This window comes from Bacillus sp. V3B (genome assembly GCF_024494465.1).
Lineage (GTDB): Bacteria > Bacillota > Bacilli > Bacillales > Cytobacillaceae > Bacillus_BD.
The window spans coordinates 27395-46904 of sequence record NZ_JAETXM010000019.1 but is presented as its reverse complement, the minus strand read 5'-3'; the positions used below and the strand labels follow the sequence as shown (position 1 = coordinate 46904).

Genomic DNA, 19510 nt, shown 5'->3' with positions numbered 1-19510 from the left:
AGAGTATCCTTCTTACAATCTCTTAATCTATTAAATGTCTAATAAGGCAATGGATCCCATGAATCCGTTACCTTATTCGATACTAGTAACCACACTTAGACAAAATTAACCCTTTTAAGTAAATTGAATGCAGATTCTTATCTATACATGAAAGAATTTGAATAATAGTTTTTATAAAATGATCATTTCCTTTATGTTAAAATGAAAGCAAATGATGAGCGGACATACTCAAAAAAAGGGAGATGTATAACTTGGTTAATAGTTTAAGTAAAAATAAGCGGATAAAATATTCAGTAATTCTTTATCTAATCGCAAGTCTTATCATGCCATTTGCTGTCTTTAATTTTTTGAATATTTATTTATGGAATATAAGTTTTAATCCAGTGGATTTTATTTTAAAACCCTTTATACTCATTCCAGTAACAAGCTTGTTACTCACATTATTCATAGAGTGGACAAGATATTTGATTAATAGTTTAAGTAAAAATAAGTGGATAAAATACTCAGTAATTCTTTATCTAACCACAAATCTTATTATGACATTTGCTGCCTTTAATTTTTTGAATGTTTATTTATGGAATATAAGTTTTAACCCAGTGGATTTTATTTTAAAACCTTTTATACTCATTCCAGTAACAAGCTTGTTACTCACATTATTCATAGAGTGGACAGGATATGCATTTCGTTATACTCAAAATCTAAGCTTAACTATAAGAAAAACAGGTGGTATATTACCTCTGAAGATAGTAAAAAAGAGTTTACCAATCTGCATAATAGATGAAAGTTATTTTAATAAAGAATTTCAAATTAAAAATGGTATAGTAGTAGATATGCGTATAAAAGATAATGATAATTTATCCTTTAGTGATCATTTAGATGTTGTTAAACTTTACAATTATGATCGTAAAGTAAATATTCCCCATTTGATAGAGAAGGCGAATCTCCTTATAAAGAACACTGCATTGAAAAATAAACCAATTACATTCATAGTCGATAGTAAAAAAGAAAAGAATAGAACAATATCAAGAATATGGCTCAGATTAATTCGTAATCCTAAATCTAAATCGGCAAAAGCTGATATTCATACGATTTTAACGTTAGTCTATTAATCATAGATAAGTACTACTTGAAAAACAAAATATATATCCATTCTCCAACATACAAGAAAAAAGTATCAAAGACATTGAATTGTTCTTTGATGCTTTTTTAGAAAATGAATACCACAGGTTAACTAAGTACGGTGAACTATACTCAGTTAACCTATGGCGCACTTCCGATTTTTTTATTCTTCAATAGCCTTTAACATCAATAAGGGACTACATTCCTTATAAGACAGCTTGCCTTAAAGGAAGCTGCTTCTATTTGAATAATATTGAATTTTAGCACCCTTGAAGAAGTCAAAATAGATGGCGCTCCTCCAAATACACTAAACCAAAAAGCACAGACAATCATAGGTATCATGAGAACTGCAATGGTAAACTCCCGAACCGTTCTTCCTTTAGAAACTCGAGCGATAAAGGTACCTGCAAATGGTGCCCAAGCAATCCTCCATGCCCAGTAGAAAATCGTTCAATCTTGTATCCAAGTCGCTTAGTAAGTCTTAAACCTCTCATTACCAATTTTTAGAAGATATATTAATATAATATTATAAATACAATTGTCAGTAAAATCGAATATGTATTCATATTTTGGGATGAAGCATGTTGTAAGCCTTTTAGGTCCGCTTACACTAGAAGATCGATAGAAATGCTCATGTATTGCCAAATATGCGCGGATAGATATATACAGATAAGTGGAAATAGTAAAAATATTCATTCTTCTTAAAGCAAATGCTCATATCATTGGACTTTATTTTATATCGACCTCAGATTATTTGAAACAACTAAATTCAATTCCTTCAGAACCGCTATAAAGGCAGTAAATAACCTTATTTACAACAAAGCAGTGGAGGGAGGGCGGTCTCTTATTCCAATCGGAGGATAAATTCTATTTCTTTTTTTGTTTTCAAGAGACTTTTTTTGAGAGACAAGAGGGAATATTCTATATTTTAATTATAAAATATACGTTCGTTTATGGGGTGAGAAATGGCGAGTAGGGATTGTTTGATTTCTTGCATGCTTTTGACTGTTTTTCTAAGGCGTGCCAGAGCTCTTCATTCGCAAATCTTACCTGGAACAACTGTAAGTCTGAAATACGAAAAGCTTGTGTTTTCGTAAAGTATGGAAAGGCTCAAGTACCTGTATTTTTCTTTAGAAGTAATAAAGACTTCGGTTTTTAGAGCCTCTTCATTTTAATTATGATCTATTACAATCACTACAGATACCAGTGGAATTGAAAAAAGATGATCCCTGTTCAATACAGAGATCATCTTTTTAAAGCTGCCTAGGCTTTTTTTAATGTCCTTTACAAAGGGTACACTTTATTTTAACCGTGACGACTTTATTTTCTATTATTTTTGTTTAGCTTTCGATATAGCATTTGCGATACTTGCAGCAAGGCCACCCCAAATAACCACCATTCCAATAATCATCATAGTTAGAGCGCTTCCGTCCATTATTTAGAGACCTCCTTGCTATCCTTTAACTCAAGATCGGATCTGTTCCACTTTACAAATGAGAAAATAACTCCCAGTATAATAACGCCAATAGCGACAACCCATCCATAAGCAGTAACAAACCATGTTTCGTATGCGCCATAGTTTTCAGCGATGTTGGTTCTAATATTATCGAACATCATATATCCAAGAACAATTGGAGTAATCACACTTAAACAGATTCTCCACCATACTCCAAGCTTCATATCTGAAACAGAGTCTGCATGCTGCTGAAGGTTTTTAAGTTCTTTCGCAAACCATGCAATTGCCACAACTTCTAATAATCCTACTAATGCTACACCAAAATTGTTAATGAAATAATCCGCTACATCTAAGAAATATAGTCCGCCTTGTGTGGCAAACATAATAGAAATAATAGCTGCTAACCCGCCGCCAACTAAAACAGATTTAGTACGGGACACATTGAATTTATCCTGGACCGCGGCAACGAACGTTTCTACAATCGAAATAAGTGATGATAACCCTGCTAAAACTAATGATCCGAAGAATAAGAATCCAAAAAATTCATTAAAGGCTGGGAACTGATTAATAATTTGCGGGAATACAACGAAAGCCAATCCCACACCGCCAGAAACGACTTCATTAACTCCAACACCTTGTTGCTGAGCCATAAATCCAAGAATACTGAATACACCAATACCAGCTAGAAGTTCGAATCCAGAGTTTGTAAAACCTGTTATAAAAGCATTGTTTGTAATATCGGATTTCTTTGGAAGATAACTTGAGTAAGTCACCATAATCGCAAATGCAATCGATAAACTAAAGAATATTTGTCCATAGGCAGCAACCCATACTTTACCGTCCATAATCACATCCCAATTAGGCTTGAAAAATGCGTTTAGACCGGTAGCTGCTCCATCTAATGTTACGGCGCGAATAACAATAATTAAAAATAATACGAAAAGTGTAGGTAAAAAGATTTTATTCGCAATCTCAATTCCTTTTTTAACACCTTTAAATAGAACTCCTAATGTAATCACCCAAACGATAATAAGAGGAATAAAAACTCCTGGCACTAAACTGCCGAATTGACCTGGTGTTTCTGCTAGTTTCAAATATTCACCAAACAAGAATCCTTCCGTATCATCTCCCCATTTTAAGTTAAAGGCAAAGATTGAGTAAGACATTGCCCAAGCGATAATAGCTGCATAATAAACAGAGATGACGAACGAAATCCCTACTTGCCACCATCCGATCCACTCCGCTTTTCTGCTTATTCTAGCGAATGATAATGGAGAAGACCCCCTATACTTATGACCAATGGTAAACTCCATAATTAAAAGAGGAATTCCTGCAGTCAAAAGGGCAAATAAATATGGTAAGAAGAATGCCCCGCCTCCATTTTCATAAGCTGTAGCCGGGAATCTCCAAATATTACCTAATCCAATTGCAGAACCGGCAGCTGCCAAAATAAATCCTGCTCGCGATCCCCACTGTGGACGACTTTCCATAGCGTATTTACCTCCTACTAAAGTTCTGTCTTTCTCCCTTAATTAAATGAATAATATGATTTTTTTGTATTTTCTGTCTATTTTTAAAATATAGAATTAGTATAGCTAGTTTTCTTTCATCTGTCAAAATCTTATTTTAGAAAAAGTAATACTATTTTTTATACCTTCCTATATTAACGAATTAAAGCGTTACCATATAATATATTACATATTACAATATTAATTCATTGACTTTCACCTCCTTTTTAAAGCTTATTCTGCCTGTTTACAATACTTTCACTTTTTTTAAAATTTGTTAATAAATAAATACATATCATAAAGCATTTTTTAATCGAAATACGAACTACCACTTAAAAAAATCAAAATATGATTCGTAAAATAAAAGACAATCTTCTAAAAAACCGAATTTCATTCATTTTTTAGTTTGGTTTCATACATTAAGTTCCTTACAGATTAAGAAAAGCACAAGCGCTCCGTTTAGCGATATATAGACTGAATGGTTAACGGGGGGTGTTAGTTGAAAAACGAAGTCAAAAAAGTCGGTGTAAAACACCGGCTTTTTTTCTTCGATAAAAAATCAATAATAAAATTTAACAAAGCCTCTAATTAGTAATAAGGTGTATAAGAAGGATATTATTCGTATTACACTATTTTTTTTAGGGAAAATACCTTGTATATACTATTTTTCGCCGTTACTTATGGTAAGGTTCATTGCGATTAATTCGAAATGCTCGGTATACTTGTTCTATTAAAATGAGTCGCATAAGTTGGTGGGGGAAGGTCATTTTGGAGAAGGAGAGTTTTTCATCCGCTCTCTTTAATACTTCATTGCTTAGTCCTAGTGAACCACCAATAACAAAGGCAATCTTACTTTTACCGTAGGTCGCTAATTTATCGAGCGAGTCGGCGAGTTCTTCTGAAGATTTCATTTTCCCATCGATCGCCAGAGCAATCACATATGTATCAGGTGATATTTTCGCTAGTAGTCTGTCACCTTCCTTTTGTTTAACCTGTTCCATTTCAACTGAACTTAATACTTCAGGGGCCTTTTCGTCAGGAATTTCAATCACTTCAACTTTGGCATAACCCGATAATCGCTTTAAATATTCATCAATTCCCGCTTTTAAATATTTTTCTTTTAATTTTCCAACTGCATAAATAGAAATATTCACATCTTACCCTCACTTTATAAACAATATATCCACAGAAGTTATCCACATATACATGTTATTTATCCACATTTTATATAAAATCATTTATTTCTACCCTATATACTGATAAATTACGACAATATTCACAGGCTGTTAATAACTAAAATTCCAACGATTTTTCAAGAGTTAAGAATATCTTAACATCATCTATACCCGTACTGATTCTATATTTCATAACTTTTACGCTGACTATATACCTCATATTCTTATTTCTAAACAAACTCCATGTTTCCCTATTTTTCAACATGTGGATAACATATTCATCATACCATAATAACAAAAAAAACAGGAAAGCATCATTTGCCTTCCTGTCAATATTGTTTATCCACAACTAATATGTTTCACCGGCCAATGTTAGACTTGCTTCTTGCAGTTTGCCTTCACGATAGAATTTAACGACCATTTGATCGCCAATCTGCTTTTCATTATATAGATGTTTTCGGAGTGAAATCACATCCGTAATTTTCTCCCCGTCCATTTCAACGATCACATCCAACTCTTCTAGACCTGCACGATTTGCTGGTGAATTCGGTACAATACTTTCAATCATGACACCTTCTTTTACATCTCTAGGTAACAACAATGTTTCCTGCTGATGATAAGAAGACACCTCTGTTAGATTACGAAGTTGAATTCCCATTGCCGGTCTTTTTACTTCACCATATTTCTCTAAATCCTCAATAATAGGGATTGCTGTATTAATCGGAATCGAAAGACCAATTCCTTCTACCGCTTCTTGGGCAATTTTCATGGAATTAATTCCAATAACTTGGCCAGCAATATTAATTAGCGCTCCACCACTATTACCCGGATTTATCGCTGCATCCGTCTGAAGAACTTCCACTTGCCAATCCTCTATACCATCCATATTTAGATCAACCGGAATTGTTCGTTCCAATCCTGAAATAATCCCACTTGTGACAGATCCAGAGAAACCTAAACCTAAAGGATTTCCAATCGCTATGACTGGTTCACCTGACTTTAACGTATCGGAATCTCCAAATTCAGCAACTGTTTCAATTGAGCTTCCATCGACTTCAATAACAGCTAGGTCTGTCCAAGGATCACTTCCTTTTACCTCAGCAGGCACCTTCGTACCATCTGCCAATGTCACATCAAGTTGATCTGCTCCTTCAATGACGTGATTATTGGTCACAATAAAAGCTTTACCACCTGATTTTTTATAGATAACACCCGATCCCGTTCCTGCTTCTTGACTGCCACCTTGTTGTGACCAAAAACTTGTCGATTGGTTATTCGTAATTCCGACAACGGCATCACCAGCCTTTTCAACCGCCTTCGTCACACCCGTCTCTACTTCTAGTGAGACATTCTTTGTGACTATATTCTCATTATTATCGGTATTCTCCCTCACTTCAATTTGGTTAGTCGGTTGCACAGAATAGGGGAGAAGGCCATAATTTGAGAGAGCTGGTACAGTAAAAATAACAAGCAATGCTCCAATTACAGCACCGGCCAAACTACTAAGAAAAAAACCGCTCTTTTTTCCTTTTGGTTTTCTATATTGATTTTCACCTTCATGATCATAATAACCCAAAGCTTCATCCATCCTTTCTCCCGATATTTCTCTACGTTTTATTTTACCTACCTATCCATTATTATACTCATCCTTTTTTAAAAACTTAAACAAAAGGTCTTCATTTTTTGCTAATCTTATTTTTTATAGAAGTGTAAGCGGGGTAGGGGTTTTCGGGTCTGTATCATAAAGAGAAAATTGCTCACCGACAATAATACCTTTACTTTCAAGTGTCTGTGTTACCGCCATTCTTGCTAAGTCCTTCATATTATTATCCGTACTTAAATGAGCAAGATAAATACTCTTTGTATGATCTCCTACAACATCACTCATAGCAAAAGCAGCATCCTCATTTGATACGTGACCAACATCGCTTAAAATCCTTCGTTTAATATTCCAAGGATAGCGTCCCATCCGAAGCATACTCACATCATGATTACTTTCAAATAAATAAGCATCTGCATTAGCAATTGTCCCTTTCATTCGATCACTCACATAACCTGTATCAGTAATAAGCACAAGCTTCTTTCCTTCATGATGGAAAATATAAAACATAGGTTCAGCCGCATCATGTGATACACCAAATGATTCAATATCGAGCGAGCCAAAGGTCTTTACTGTTTCCATTCCAAAAATAAATTTCTGATCTGTTGGAATGTCTCCGATTGATTTATCCATTGCTTTCCATGTTTTTTCATTCGCATAAATTGGTAATTTATATTTACGAGCAAGAATACCGACACCTTTAATATGGTCGCTATGTTCATGTGTCACAAAAATCCCATTAAGTTTCTTGATATCACGATCGATTTGTTGAAACAGTGATTCCATTTGCTTGCCACTAAAACCCGCATCGACCAAAAAAGTTTGGTCTTCTGTTTCTACAAAGGTCGCATTTCCCGTACTCCCACTTGCAAGAACACTAAAATGCAAAGCCATTATTCCTCACTCCACTATTTTTTCTCATTGTTGTTTAAATTAATAATCTTTCCTTCAATAATTTTCCCTTCAATAATCTTTCCTTCAAATGCACTTACAAACAAGTTTTCATTACCATCGATAACAAAACACCAGGCTGGATTCAATATTTGAGCTTTATCTGAAAGTGGGACAAGTGTATAATAACCTAACTCCACTTCTGTAATCTTACTTTTCGGTTGTAAAAATCCATTTGTATAAAGTGTTTCAATAGCATTTATCGGTTGAATAATCTTTTCAGATTTAGAAAGTTCTTTCACCTCTTCAAAGTAGCTTTGAGTATAGGAATAAATTTCATTATCGTCATTTATATCGAAAACAAGTCTTCCATTTATGTTTCCAAATGACGTTTTTCCATCAAAATGCTGATAATAAGTAATGGTCCGCCCATCCATACTTCTTTCCCAAAAGCGATATTGATCCCCATTTAAGACGTGACTTTTAATATAACTATTTAATTCAGATCGTCCGAAATTATCCGTAATTTCCAAGGGTTCCTCTAATATTGATTCAAGCACTGTATCACTTATGATCTCTATCACTTGATCATCAAGTATTTCATTTTGTATATCTTCATCTGTAAACACCTTTGGCTTTGCTTTTAAATAATGATCTTCTACATACCCCTTTGGCAATGTCACATATTCAATTTCATCTGCCATCAAACGCTTTTCAATTGATGCATTTGTTGTCGTCTGCTTTTCAATTTCATTAACATCTTGCATTTTAAAAAACTCATACATTAAATAGCTGTCGAGGATAAGGAAGGAAATAATAAAAATGGTTTTAATCTTACTCCAATCCAATACTTTCCCCTCCCAAGTCCTCTGTCTTTAGTTGCTTCCAAACTCCAGCATATAAATAAAACCAACTTGGCTCTAATTGGATCAGTAATGATTGAGTCAACTTCATTTGATAACCGATTTTTAGATCTTGAAGTAGATTAGGATTATAATTATCTATTTTTTTCACTTTATCTAATGCTGTTCGGCCAGAGTCCAGTTTTTTTTCAGAACTCGCCCCAATTAAACCGAAGGAAAAATTATTACGAATATAACGACTAATGTCTGTTTTTCCCCAAACAAGCAGAATTTCCGAAATACTACTATTTTCACTAAAGATAGGATAGCCCTCTGGTCCATACAAACGAAAATGAACGGATTTCTGATCATTATCTAATCCAACAAAACGATAACTATCTGTCCATCCCCCATGTCCATTAACAAAATCGATACTCTTTTTAATCAGATCATTAGAGTTTATTGCCTGACTCCCTACTTCTGCTGGATCAATATAAGAAATTAGGTTCTTTTCCGTATCTTCCCTCAATAGATTCGATCCATCTGTATATTCTTCACCCATTGCAATAATGCTTTTCTGAACGCGACTAGGGTCACTGAATAATGCATCTTTAAACTTACTAGAACCTAATGGTTTGGAGAGATATTGATAGTTCATCATTTCAGTTTCGCTTTCAGGTAAATAAATCTTTCTTTCTGCCCCCATATTAAGAGAGAAATATTGATTATATTGCTGTGCTACTTCAAAGTAACGCTCCTTAAAATTGGAAAGAGAGGAGACAGGTACAGTAGATTTATAAATTCTTTGGTCTTCACGGGATATGAAATAAAGCACGCCTTTTTCATTCTTTTCAGATTGTAAATCAATGACAATCTGGTCAAAATAAAAATGAGGGATATTTTGATCTTTAATTCCTAGAATGCTTTTATAGACATTAATTGAAATCAATCCCGGATAAAGAATTTCCACCACATCTGGATTTTCTATTAAAGAGAAAATATTTATTTCATCTGAAGATACCCTTTTAAAACGATCCAAATTCCACTGACTCACTTCGTAGATGACCTTTTCCATTTCCTTAGAAGAGATTGTTCCATAATGGGAATTTCCAATATGAAAAATAATTTGATCGGGTTGTAAGATTTCCTTTACAGCTTTTTTATCACTAAAAGCCACTTCTCGAACCGTATCTATTTTCTCCAATTCTTCGAAATGTGGTTGATATGTCCATAAATTCCAAGTTAATAGAGCACTCATCAGTACAAGAGTGATTAAGATGATGGATTTAATATTTTCATATGTCACTCCCAATCATCCTCCTCAATCTTTTCATAAGGCAAATTAAAGAAAATCGTTGTTCCTTTGCCCTCAATACTTCTTGCCCAAATTTGTCCATTATGAGCTTCAACCATTTCCTTGGCAATAGCTAAACCTAGACCTGTTCCACCAAGTTTTCTCGTCCTAGCTTTATCAACTCGATAAAAACGCCCAAAAATTTTATCTACATTTCCTTTTGGAATTCCAACTCCTTGATCTGTAATACTGATAATAATTTGCTCTTCTTGTTCTTTCATCCTAAAGGTCACTTTTCCTCCTTCAGGTGAGTATTTTAGAGCATTTGAAATAATATTATCAAGCACTTGGGTAAGTTTATCGGGATCAATTTCAACTAGTATGGCTTTCTCTGGCAAGTTTCTTTCAAAGAAAACATTTTGATCTTTTGTCAGTTCAAAGCGGTCAATAATCTTATGATAAAAAAGAACGATATCCACCCATTCTTTTGATAAGCGATAATCTTTATTGTCCATTTTCGATAACTGTAGAAGATCGTTTACAAGACGAATCATTCGTTCTGTTTCATTTTGTGCGACACAAAGAAAGTTTGGGGCAATCTCCTTATCCTTCCATGCACCGTCGGATAATGCCTCTAAATAACTTCTCATAGTCGTTAAAGGCGTTCGAAGTTCATGTGATACGTTAGCAACGAACTCACGCCGCTCCATTTCGATCTTTTCTTGTTCAGTAACATCATGTAATACTGTAATTAACCCATTAACAAAGCCTGTTTCTTTTTGAATGACTGAAAAGTTTGCCCGTAAGATATAAGGATTTAAATGCGTACTATAATCAAGAATAACCGACTCCTTTTCTGAAATCAGCTCCTCAAATGTATACTCATCTTCCAGATCAAGAAGAGAAACGATCGATGTTGAGAGTACTGTTTCACGTGAAACATTCAACATTTTTGCACCTTGATCATTGATTAAAATTACTCGACCTCTGCGATCGGTTGCAATCACTCCATCTGTCATAAACGAAAGGACAGATGTTAGCTTTCGTCTTTCGCTTTCTGTTGTCGATTGAGCCTCTTGGAGTTTCTTCGTTAAATTATTAAATGTATAGGCTAATTGCCCAATTTCATCATGCCCGTAAATTTTCACTTTTCGAGTATAGTTTCCTTTAGCCAAGGCCAAGGCTTGTCTTCTCATATCTGTAATCGGCCTAGTAATCGCTCTGGCAAGTAAAATGCCTAGAACGGCTGTGATCGCCAAGGCTATCCCCGTACCGGTTGAAAATATCTGATTAATTTGCCTCATTTGTCCAAATACATTTTCAATCTTTGATACAAAATAGATGGCACCAACCACTTCATTATTTGAGAAAACCGGACTTGCTAAGATCCAAATCCGTTTTCCTGTTTGTGGATCAATCATTTCCTGATCATCTGATTGTCCAGTGGCAATCACTCTACGTATTCTGGTATCGGTTGATTTTTGCCCTACTATTTGTTGATTATCAGGATCTGATGTACCTAGTACTTTTATCGATCCCCCGTCAATCACTCTTACTTCTGAAATATCTGTAGAACGATAATCACGAAGGAGATTTCTAATATCTCCTTCTAAAGTTGCCCCACCATCTGCTGGCAACCTATCTTTCGTAATTTGTTCCTCTAAATAATAGGCAAGTAAGTTCACCTTATCATGAATCGATGTTTTAAAATTGTCCTTTAAGGTTGTTTCTAACTGTCTGACAAAATAAACACCAATGATTTGCATAGCAATCAATACTAAAAGCATATAAATTAAGACTGTTTTTAGATGAATCGATTGTAAAAACTTAACCTTTCTCATGAATCATCATGACTCCTGCTCGGGATTTCGAAGATAGTAGCCTACCCCTCTTCTTGTTACAATCCAAAGCGGATGACTCGGGTTGTCTTCGATTTTTTCTCTTAGACGTCTGACAGTTACATCTACTGTCCGAACATCGCCGAAATAATCATAGCCCCATACGGTTTGCAATAAATGTTCTCTCGTCATAACTTGTCCAATATGCTTCGCTAAATAATGAAGGAGTTCGAACTCACGATGAGTTAATTCAATCGTTTCTCCCCGCTTTGAGACCATATATGCATTAGGGTGTATCGTTAAAAAGCCAATTTCAATTTCATTCTTTTCTTCCTCTTCCACAGTATTAGCACTCTGCTGGTGGCGTCTTAAGTTTGCTTTTACTCGAGCAATTAATTCCCTTGTGCTAAACGGCTTTGTAATATAATCATCTGCTCCTAATTCTAAGCCGAGTACTTTATCGATTTCGGAGTCTTTGGCTGTGAGCATAATAATCGGCATTTCATACTTTTTACGAACTTCGCGGCATACTTCCATTCCATCACGTTGTGGAAGCATAATATCGAGCAAAATGAGATCAGGCTTGATTTGCTCAACCATTTCTACTGCTTGATTTCCATCATAGGCACAATGGACATCGTACCCTTCCTTTTTTAAATTAAATTGTAATATATCTGCAATTGGTTTTTCGTCATCAACAACAAGAATTTTCTTATTCATATTCTCTATCCTTTCAGTTTCTCTATTTATGATCCTATCTACTCTATTTTTAGAATAGTGAATGTAAAAGTAGTCATTATAAAAAGCTATATGGTCCCTAGTTTACTGTATCATTTTATTTGTTAGAATTCATCCTTTTCAATAGGGAATATTTCCCCTATTACAGTATGATGTCGAATGTCTCACGATGAATTGTTGGATTTGCTATTTGTATTTATTCGTATAGAAGGAACCGTCTATTATAACTCCTTATAAGTTGGAGTTTTCTTCATCATGATAGGCGGGGAAGACGAGGAAATTAAATTTATGTAACAACAAAAAGAGCATGCTACTTCATGCCCTTTTTGTTAATTTGGATGGCTCAGGACGGAATCGAACCGCCGACACAAGGATTTTCAGTCCTTTGCTCTACCGACTGAGCTACTAAGCCATATTTAATTATTTTGCCCTAAACTTAGTTAGTGGTCTTATGCTTCAAAAGCTTTTCGCTTTTGTTGCAAAACGCATCCTCTTCAAGACGCTGCGTTTCTCTACCGACTGAGCTACTAAGCCATATTAAATTATTTTGTCCTAAACTTAGCTAGTGGTCTTGTGCTTCAAAAGCTTTTCGCTTTTGTTGCAAAACGCATCCTCTTCAGGACGCTGCGTTTCTCTACCGACTGAGCTACTAAGCCATGCTATATGTAAAAAAAAAATAGTAGGTAAACCTACTAGAATAAAAATGGCGGTCCGGACGGGACTCGAACCCGCGACCTCCTGCGTGACAGGCAGGCATTCTAACCAACTGAACTACCGGACCAAATTGATATAACATGTATTAAAAGTAAAAAGTGACCCCTACGGGATTCGAACCCGTGTTACCGCCGTGAAAGGGCGGTGTCTTAACCGCTTGACCAAGGGGCCCTACAAAAATAAAATGGTGAGCCATGAAGGATTCGAACCTTCGACCCTCTGATTAAAAGTCAGATGCTCTACCAACTGAGCTAATGGCTCGTATAATAATTTTCATTTTAGATCTTGATTGTGGTCTTGTGCTTCAAAAGCTTTTCGCTTTTGTTGCAAAACGCATCCCCTACAAGACGCTGCGTTTCTCTACCAACTGAGCTAATGGCTCGTATAAAACTTATTCGTTTGTGACGACATTTACTATATTATCATAAAAAAATAGAAAAAAGCAATTACTTTTTAAAAATTTTCCTATTTAAATATGAATTAGTAAAAAATAGAGAAGAGAAGCGCTAGAGCTTCTCTTCTTCCTATTAATTTTGACGCCAAGGACTGCGAATCACATTTGTTTGTGCACGATCAGGTCCTACAGAGAAAATGGAAAGCGGGATTCCTGTTAACTGTGAAACTCGCTCTAAATAGTGGCGAGCATTAGCAGGTAGCTCATCAAGTCTGTGACATCCCGTAATGTCTTCTTTCCAACCAGGAAGCTCTTCATATACAGGCTCACATTCTCCAAGCACTTTCAAGCTTGCTGGAAACTCCTCAATGACTTCACCTTTATACTTATAAGCCACACAAATTTTCAGCTTATCAATACCTGTTAAAACATCAATTGAATTTAGAGAAAGATCAGTCAACCCACTTACTCGACGTGCATGGCGAACAACAACACTGTCAAACCAGCCGACACGACGTGCACGTCCTGTTGTCGTACCGTACTCACGACCTACCTCACGAATTTGATGTCCAATTTCATTATCTAACTCAGTAGGGAAAGGGCCATCACCAACACGAGTTGTATACGCTTTACATACACCAACAACATGAGTAATCTTTGATGGGCCAACACCTGAACCAATGGTTACTCCACCTGCTACTGGATTGGATGATGTAACAAATGGGTATGTACCTTGGTCAATATCTAACATAACACCTTGTGCACCTTCAAATAAAACACGACGACCATCATCAAGCGCATCATTTAGTACAACAGATGTATCACATACATAATGTTTAATCTGTTGTCCATACTCATAGTACTCGTTCAAAATATCTTCGATGTTAAAACCTTCTGTTTCATAAAAACGTTCTAACATACGATTTTTCTCTTTTAAATTATGAGCCAATTTTTCTTCAAATACTTCACGATCTAATAGGTCAGCAATACGAATTCCCATTCGAGCTGCTTTATCCATATAAGCAGGGCCAATTCCTTTTTTAGTCGTACCAATTTTATTTGCACCTTTACGTTCTTCTTCTACCTCATCTAAGCGAATATGGTAAGGTAAAATCACATGTGCTCGATTACTAATACGAAGATTATCTGTTGTGACACCTTTTTCATGAACATACGCCAACTCTTCAACTAATGCCTTCGGATCGACAACCATTCCATTTCCGATCACACTAACTTTTTCTTTATAGAATATCCCTGATGGAATTAAATGAAGCTTGTACGTCTCACCATTAAATTTAATTGTATGTCCAGCGTTATTTCCACCTTGATAACGGGCAATTACTTCAGCATTTTCCGACAGAAAGTCTGTAATTTTCCCTTTTCCTTCATCTCCCCATTGTGTACCAACAACTACTACCGATGACATATAAAAAAGCACCTCCATAGGTTCCGATCATTATTTTTAACAAACAAACTATAGTTTACCAATTATTTACCCTAAAATCAATAAAACCCGAACATTTAATTATAAACATAATAGTATGTTCGTAAAAAATATCATACTAGTAATCTTGTCTAGATTCACTAACATAGTCAAAAAAAAGACTTGCAGATAGTGGTCTGCAAGTCTTTGAACCCCCTATTTAAGACACATTTTACTTTATGCACCAGGCGGCATGGATGAGTCATCAAACCGCCTTTCTAAGTTTACGAATTTATTATATTCTTTCACAAAGGCAAGAGAGACAGTCCCTGTTGGACCATTACGTTGCTTAGCAATGATGATCTCTATAATATTCTTATTCTCGGATTCTTTATCATAATAATCATCACGATATAGGAAAGCAACAATATCAGCATCCTGCTCAATACTCCCTGATTCACGGATATCTGACATCATCGGGCGCTTATCTTGACGTTGTTCTACACCACGAGAAAGCTGAGAAAGGGCGATAACAGGTACTTGCAATTCACGAGCTAATGCTTTTAGTGACCGGGAAATTTCCGAAACCTCTTGTTGACGGTTTTCGCCAGATCGTCCGTTCCCTAGTACTAACTGTAAATAATCAATTAGAATCATCCCTAGGCCACCTTGTTCCTGCTTTAAGCGGCGACATTTTGAACGAATATCCTGCACCCTTACTCCAGGTGTATCATCAATGAAAATACCAGCATTTGATAAGCTTCCCATTGCCATTGTTAGCTTACCCCAATCATCATCTGTCAGCGACCCTGTACGAAGTCGTTGGGCATCAATATTCCCTTCCGCACAAAGCATACGCATGACAAGTTGTTCCGCTCCCATTTCCAGACTAAAAATCGCTACATTTTCATCTGTTTTTGTCGCTACATTTTGAGCGATATTTAATGCAAAAGCTGTTTTACCAACAGAGGGACGAGCACCTACAATAATTAAGTCATTACGCTGGAAACCAGCAGTCATTGTATCTAATTCTGCGAAACCTGTTGCAATCCCCGTAATCTCTCCAACTCGGTTATGCATCACTTCAATATTATCGTATGTGCGAACTAAAACGTCCTTAATATGATGAAAGGCCCCAACTTTCTTTCTTTGAGAAACTTCCATAATATTTTTTTCAGCTTCACCTAACAATACTTCAACTTCATCTTCACGAGTAAAACCATCTTGAGCAATAGTCGTTGCTGTTCGAATGAGTCTGCGAAGAATAGATTTTTCTTCCACAATCTTTGCATAATACTCAATATTAGCAGCTGTTGGAACAGAGCCAGCTAGTTCACTTAAATAACTGATGCCACCCGTATCCTCTAATAATTTCGTAGCTGCAAGTTCTTCGGTAACCGTAATTAAATCAACAGCTTCGCCTTTATCATTCAGCTTCAACATCGCATTAAAAATACGTTGATGGGCTCCACGATAGAAATCTTCTGGAAGTAAAACTTCAGATGCCAGTGTAAGCGATGACGGCTCAAGAAAAATAGCCCCTAATACAGCCTGTTCAGCCTCCAGATTCTGTGGAGGAAGTTGATCCGCCAATAATTCACTCATCTATTAATCCAACCCCCTTCTATAAGAAAAGCATAAGCACCTTTGGAACAAAACAAGCTTATGCTAAATTACAATGCTCACTCCTGACAATCATAAGACAAGCTTGTGAGACTCTCGAGGAGTAGGCTACTTGTACTAAACAGCTATCTAAGTCTAGAAAAATAATTCTTTACTTTCCTAAAAGGAACTTTCTTCTCTAGTAATCTAGTGTACTTTTTTATCATTAAGTAATAAATAGATCAAACAAAAAAGCCCCTCATTCAACCAATAAACACAGATCACGTAAATCTATCCCAACTGTGATCTATGTTAACATTAAGTAGATAAAGGGAACTTATAAGAATTTTTCTTGTGAATTTCAACGATTAGAAGAAATATGATCAGAAACCTGACCACATTCTCGACACTTATAATTCTAACATGTTTCTTCTAAAATGAAACTTCCAAATTAAGTATACTGCAATCTCTTTAGGCTTCTTTTACATGAACATTTAAAGTAGCTGTCACTTCTGTATGTAGTTTCACAGGTACCTTTGTATACCCTAATGAACGAATTGCATCTTCTAATTCAAGTTTACGCTTATCTATTTTAATGCCATGTTTTTTTTGTAACTCTGCTGCAATTTGTTTGCTCGTGATCGAACCAAATAAACGACCACCTTCTCCAGACTTAGCAGTCAATTCCACAGTAATGTCATCGATCGTTGCTTTTAACTCTTTTGCTTCTGCCAATTCTTCTTCAGCATGTTTTTCCTCTTTTTTCTTTTGCGCATTTAGTGAACTCACATTTGCTTGATTTGCTTCAACGGCCAAGCCTTGCTTAAGCAAGAAATTATGTGCGTAACCATCAGCTACATTTTTCACTTCACCCTTTTTACCCTTACCTTTAACATCTTTTAAAAATATAACTTTCATTCTTTTTTTCTCCCTTCAAAATAATCATCGATCGCTATCTTCAGCCTTTGCTCTGCCTCTTCGATCGAGACTTCAGTTAATTGTGTTGCAGCATTTGTTAAATGACCGCCCCCATTAAGTGCCTCCATAATGATTTGCACATTGACTTCACCTAAGGAACGAGCACTAATTCCAATGATATTTTCTGAACGTTTTGAGATTACAAAGGAAGCCTTCACTCCGTCCATTGTTAACAGAGTATCCGCTGTTTGAGCAAGCAATACTTGATCGTATAGCTCATCATCATTCCCCTTTGCAATAGCAATACCATCATGATAGAAGATAACTGTTTCAATCAGTTTTCCTCTTCTTACATACATCTTTACATCTTCTTTTAAAAACTTTTGAACAAGTACTGTATCAGCACCATGTGCTCTTAAATAGGAAGCTGCATCAAAGGTCCTGGCACCTGTTCTTAGCGTAAAACTCTTTGTATCTACAATAATCCCTGCCAAGAGGGCTGTTGCCTCTAACATTTCAAGTTTACCGTGTTTTGGCTGATATTCAAGTAGTTCAGTCACAAGCTCAGCTGTAGAGGAAGCATAAGGTTCCATATAAACAAGCAAAGGGTGACTAATAAAATCTTCCCCGCGTCGATGATGGTCAATGACCACAACATGATCAATTTTCGATAACAATCTTTCCTCTATGACCATCGAAGGTTTATGTGTATCAACGACAACAAGTAAAGTACCTTCCGTTGCTAGTTCCATTGCTTGCTCTGAAGAAATAAACCGAGAAAACAAGGCCTCATTCTTTCTTGCTTCCTCCATTAATCGTTTAACACTAGTATCAATATCTTCAAAGTTAACGACAATGTAACCCTCACGTTGGTTCATTTGTGCTATTTTTAAAATTCCAATAGAAGCCCCAATGGCATCCATATCTGGACTTTTATGACCCATAATAATGACCTTTTTACTTTCAACAACCAATTCCTTCAGAGCGTGAGAAATCACTCGTGCCCGAACCCTAGTCCTTTTTTCAACTGGATTTGTTTTACCGCCAAAGAATTTGACCTTACCATTTGATTGTTTAATGGCTACTTGGTCGCCTCCTCTTCCTAAAGCAAGATCCAAGCTGGATTGAGCAAGTGCACCAAGTTCTGGCAATGATGAAACACCTGTCCCGACACCAATACTTAATGTGAGAGGAACATTCTGCTTAGCTGTTGACTCCCTGACATCATCTAAAATCGTGAACTTTCCTTTTTCAAGATCCTGTAGAATCGATTCATTAAAAACAGCGATATAACGATCAGAGGACACTCGTTTTAAAAACGCGCCACTTTCTTGTGCCCACTTATTCAAGATGGAAGTAACCGAATTATTTAAAGCACTTCTCGTTGGATCATCCATTCCTTGTGTCACATCATCATAATTATCTAGAAAAATAACAGCGATAACCGTTCGTTCTTCCTCATAAAGCTTCTCAATCTCAGCCTGTTCCGTTACATCTAGAAAATAAAGAAGCTTCTCAGCCCGCTTATGTATCACACGAAACCTTCGTTCATGTAGAGTAACAATTTCTGTCTCTACTTCTTGCTTAATTAAAGGAACCACAGACTCAGCCACATCATACAACGACCTTCCAATTAACGTATCTTCAGAAAAACAGGATGAAATAAAGGGGTTCGCCCATTCAATATAATAATCATCATTAATTAGCACAATACCAATTGGCATCTCCATCAGTGCTTCTTCTCCAACTTTTTTTACCCGATAAGATAGAGTTGCAATATACTCTTCCATTTCGTTTCTTTGCCGCTGATCCAATAGCAAAATGAGTAAAAAGAAGAGACCTGATAGAATAAACCCAACAATACTTAATATTAAATTATAGTAGGCAACCAGCCCTAGAATCACCACTGTTACACCCATTAATCCATATAAAAGATAGCTCATGGACTGTTTTTTTAAATATGAAGGCATACTTTCAGCTCCTGAACAGTAGTGTGTA

At 35.9% G+C, this 19510-nt stretch carries 15 protein-coding genes and 4 tRNA genes; 1 reads left to right on the top strand and 18 read right to left on the bottom strand.

The window, feature by feature from the left end:
• The first annotated feature begins 251 nt into the window (after positions 1–251).
• Positions 252–1109: a hypothetical protein gene (locus tag JMM81_RS17475; protein ID WP_256242842.1), complete on the top strand. Its 858-nt coding sequence runs from the start codon at positions 252–254 to the stop codon at positions 1107–1109.
• A gap of 196 nt (positions 1110–1305) precedes the next feature.
• Here the strand turns inward: JMM81_RS17475 and JMM81_RS23150 are convergent, their stop codons facing one another.
• The 18 genes from JMM81_RS23150 to JMM81_RS17385 form a co-directional block, all read right to left on the bottom strand.
• Positions 1306–1515: a BCCT family transporter gene (locus tag JMM81_RS23150; RefSeq protein ID WP_375162411.1), complete on the bottom strand. Its 210-nt coding sequence runs from the start codon at positions 1513–1515 to the stop codon at positions 1306–1308.
• Positions 1516–2449: 934 nt separating this feature from the next.
• Positions 2450–2554 (bottom strand): methionine/alanine import family NSS transporter small subunit, encoded by a 105-nt coding sequence (locus tag JMM81_RS17465; RefSeq protein ID WP_256242841.1) that lies wholly within the window; start codon positions 2552–2554, stop codon positions 2450–2452.
• Positions 2554–4065 carry a sodium-dependent transporter gene (locus tag JMM81_RS17460; RefSeq protein WP_256242840.1) on the bottom strand — a complete coding sequence of 504 codons (1512 nt, stop codon included), beginning with the start codon at positions 4063–4065 and terminating at the stop codon, positions 2554–2556. The genes JMM81_RS17465 and JMM81_RS17460 overlap by 1 nt, the downstream gene beginning before the upstream one ends.
• Before the next feature lie 692 nt (positions 4066–4757).
• On the bottom strand, positions 4758–5237 hold the full coding sequence (rlmH, locus tag JMM81_RS17455; RefSeq protein WP_256242839.1) for a 23S rRNA (pseudouridine(1915)-N(3))-methyltransferase RlmH: 480 nt from the start codon (positions 5235–5237) through the stop codon (positions 4758–4760).
• A gap of 370 nt (positions 5238–5607) precedes the next feature.
• Entirely contained in the window at positions 5608–6834 is a 1227-nt protein-coding gene (locus tag JMM81_RS17450; RefSeq protein ID WP_305367840.1) for a S1C family serine protease, read from the bottom strand.
• A 123-nt stretch (positions 6835–6957) separates the two neighbouring features.
• A complete protein-coding gene (locus tag JMM81_RS17445) occupies positions 6958–7752 on the bottom strand; it encodes an MBL fold metallo-hydrolase (RefSeq protein ID WP_256242837.1) in 795 nt (264 codons plus the stop codon).
• 14 nt (positions 7753–7766) lie between these two features.
• On the bottom strand, positions 7767–8597 hold the full coding sequence (locus tag JMM81_RS17440; RefSeq protein ID WP_256242836.1) for a two-component system regulatory protein YycI: 831 nt from the start codon (positions 8595–8597) through the stop codon (positions 7767–7769).
• Positions 8584–9897, bottom strand: a complete 1314-nt coding sequence (locus JMM81_RS17435) for a YycH family regulatory protein (protein ID WP_256242835.1) — start codon at positions 9895–9897, stop codon at positions 8584–8586. Before JMM81_RS17435 ends, JMM81_RS17440 begins: the two co-directional genes overlap by 14 nt.
• Entirely contained in the window at positions 9894–11726 is a 1833-nt protein-coding gene (walK, locus tag JMM81_RS17430; protein WP_256242834.1) for a cell wall metabolism sensor histidine kinase WalK, read from the bottom strand. The genes JMM81_RS17435 and walK overlap by 4 nt, the downstream gene beginning before the upstream one ends.
• 6 nt (positions 11727–11732) lie before the next feature.
• Positions 11733–12443 carry a response regulator YycF gene (gene yycF, locus JMM81_RS17425; RefSeq protein ID WP_256242833.1) on the bottom strand — a complete coding sequence of 237 codons (711 nt, stop codon included), beginning with the start codon at positions 12441–12443 and terminating at the stop codon, positions 11733–11735.
• A 357-nt stretch (positions 12444–12800) separates the two neighbouring features.
• Positions 12801–12873, bottom strand: a tRNA-Phe gene (locus JMM81_RS17420).
• A 292-nt stretch (positions 12874–13165) separates the two neighbouring features.
• Positions 13166–13242, bottom strand: a tRNA-Asp gene (locus JMM81_RS17415).
• 32 nt (positions 13243–13274) lie between these two features.
• A tRNA-Glu gene (locus JMM81_RS17410) sits at positions 13275–13346 on the bottom strand.
• A 14-nt stretch (positions 13347–13360) separates the two neighbouring features.
• A tRNA-Lys gene (locus JMM81_RS17405) sits at positions 13361–13436 on the bottom strand.
• 266 nt (positions 13437–13702) lie between these two features.
• Positions 13703–14995 carry an adenylosuccinate synthase gene (locus JMM81_RS17400; RefSeq protein ID WP_256242832.1) on the bottom strand — a complete coding sequence of 431 codons (1293 nt, stop codon included), beginning with the start codon at positions 14993–14995 and terminating at the stop codon, positions 13703–13705.
• A gap of 234 nt (positions 14996–15229) precedes the next feature.
• Complete coding sequence (dnaB, locus tag JMM81_RS17395) at positions 15230–16597, bottom strand: replicative DNA helicase (protein ID WP_256242831.1); 1368 nt, start codon at positions 16595–16597, stop codon at positions 15230–15232.
• A gap of 468 nt (positions 16598–17065) precedes the next feature.
• Positions 17066–17512 carry a 50S ribosomal protein L9 gene (gene rplI, locus JMM81_RS17390; RefSeq protein WP_256242830.1) on the bottom strand — a complete coding sequence of 149 codons (447 nt, stop codon included), beginning with the start codon at positions 17510–17512 and terminating at the stop codon, positions 17066–17068.
• Complete coding sequence (locus tag JMM81_RS17385; protein WP_256242829.1) at positions 17509–19482, bottom strand: DHH family phosphoesterase; 1974 nt, start codon at positions 19480–19482, stop codon at positions 17509–17511. The genes rplI and JMM81_RS17385 overlap by 4 nt, the downstream gene beginning before the upstream one ends.
• Positions 19483–19510 lie beyond the last annotated feature (28 nt).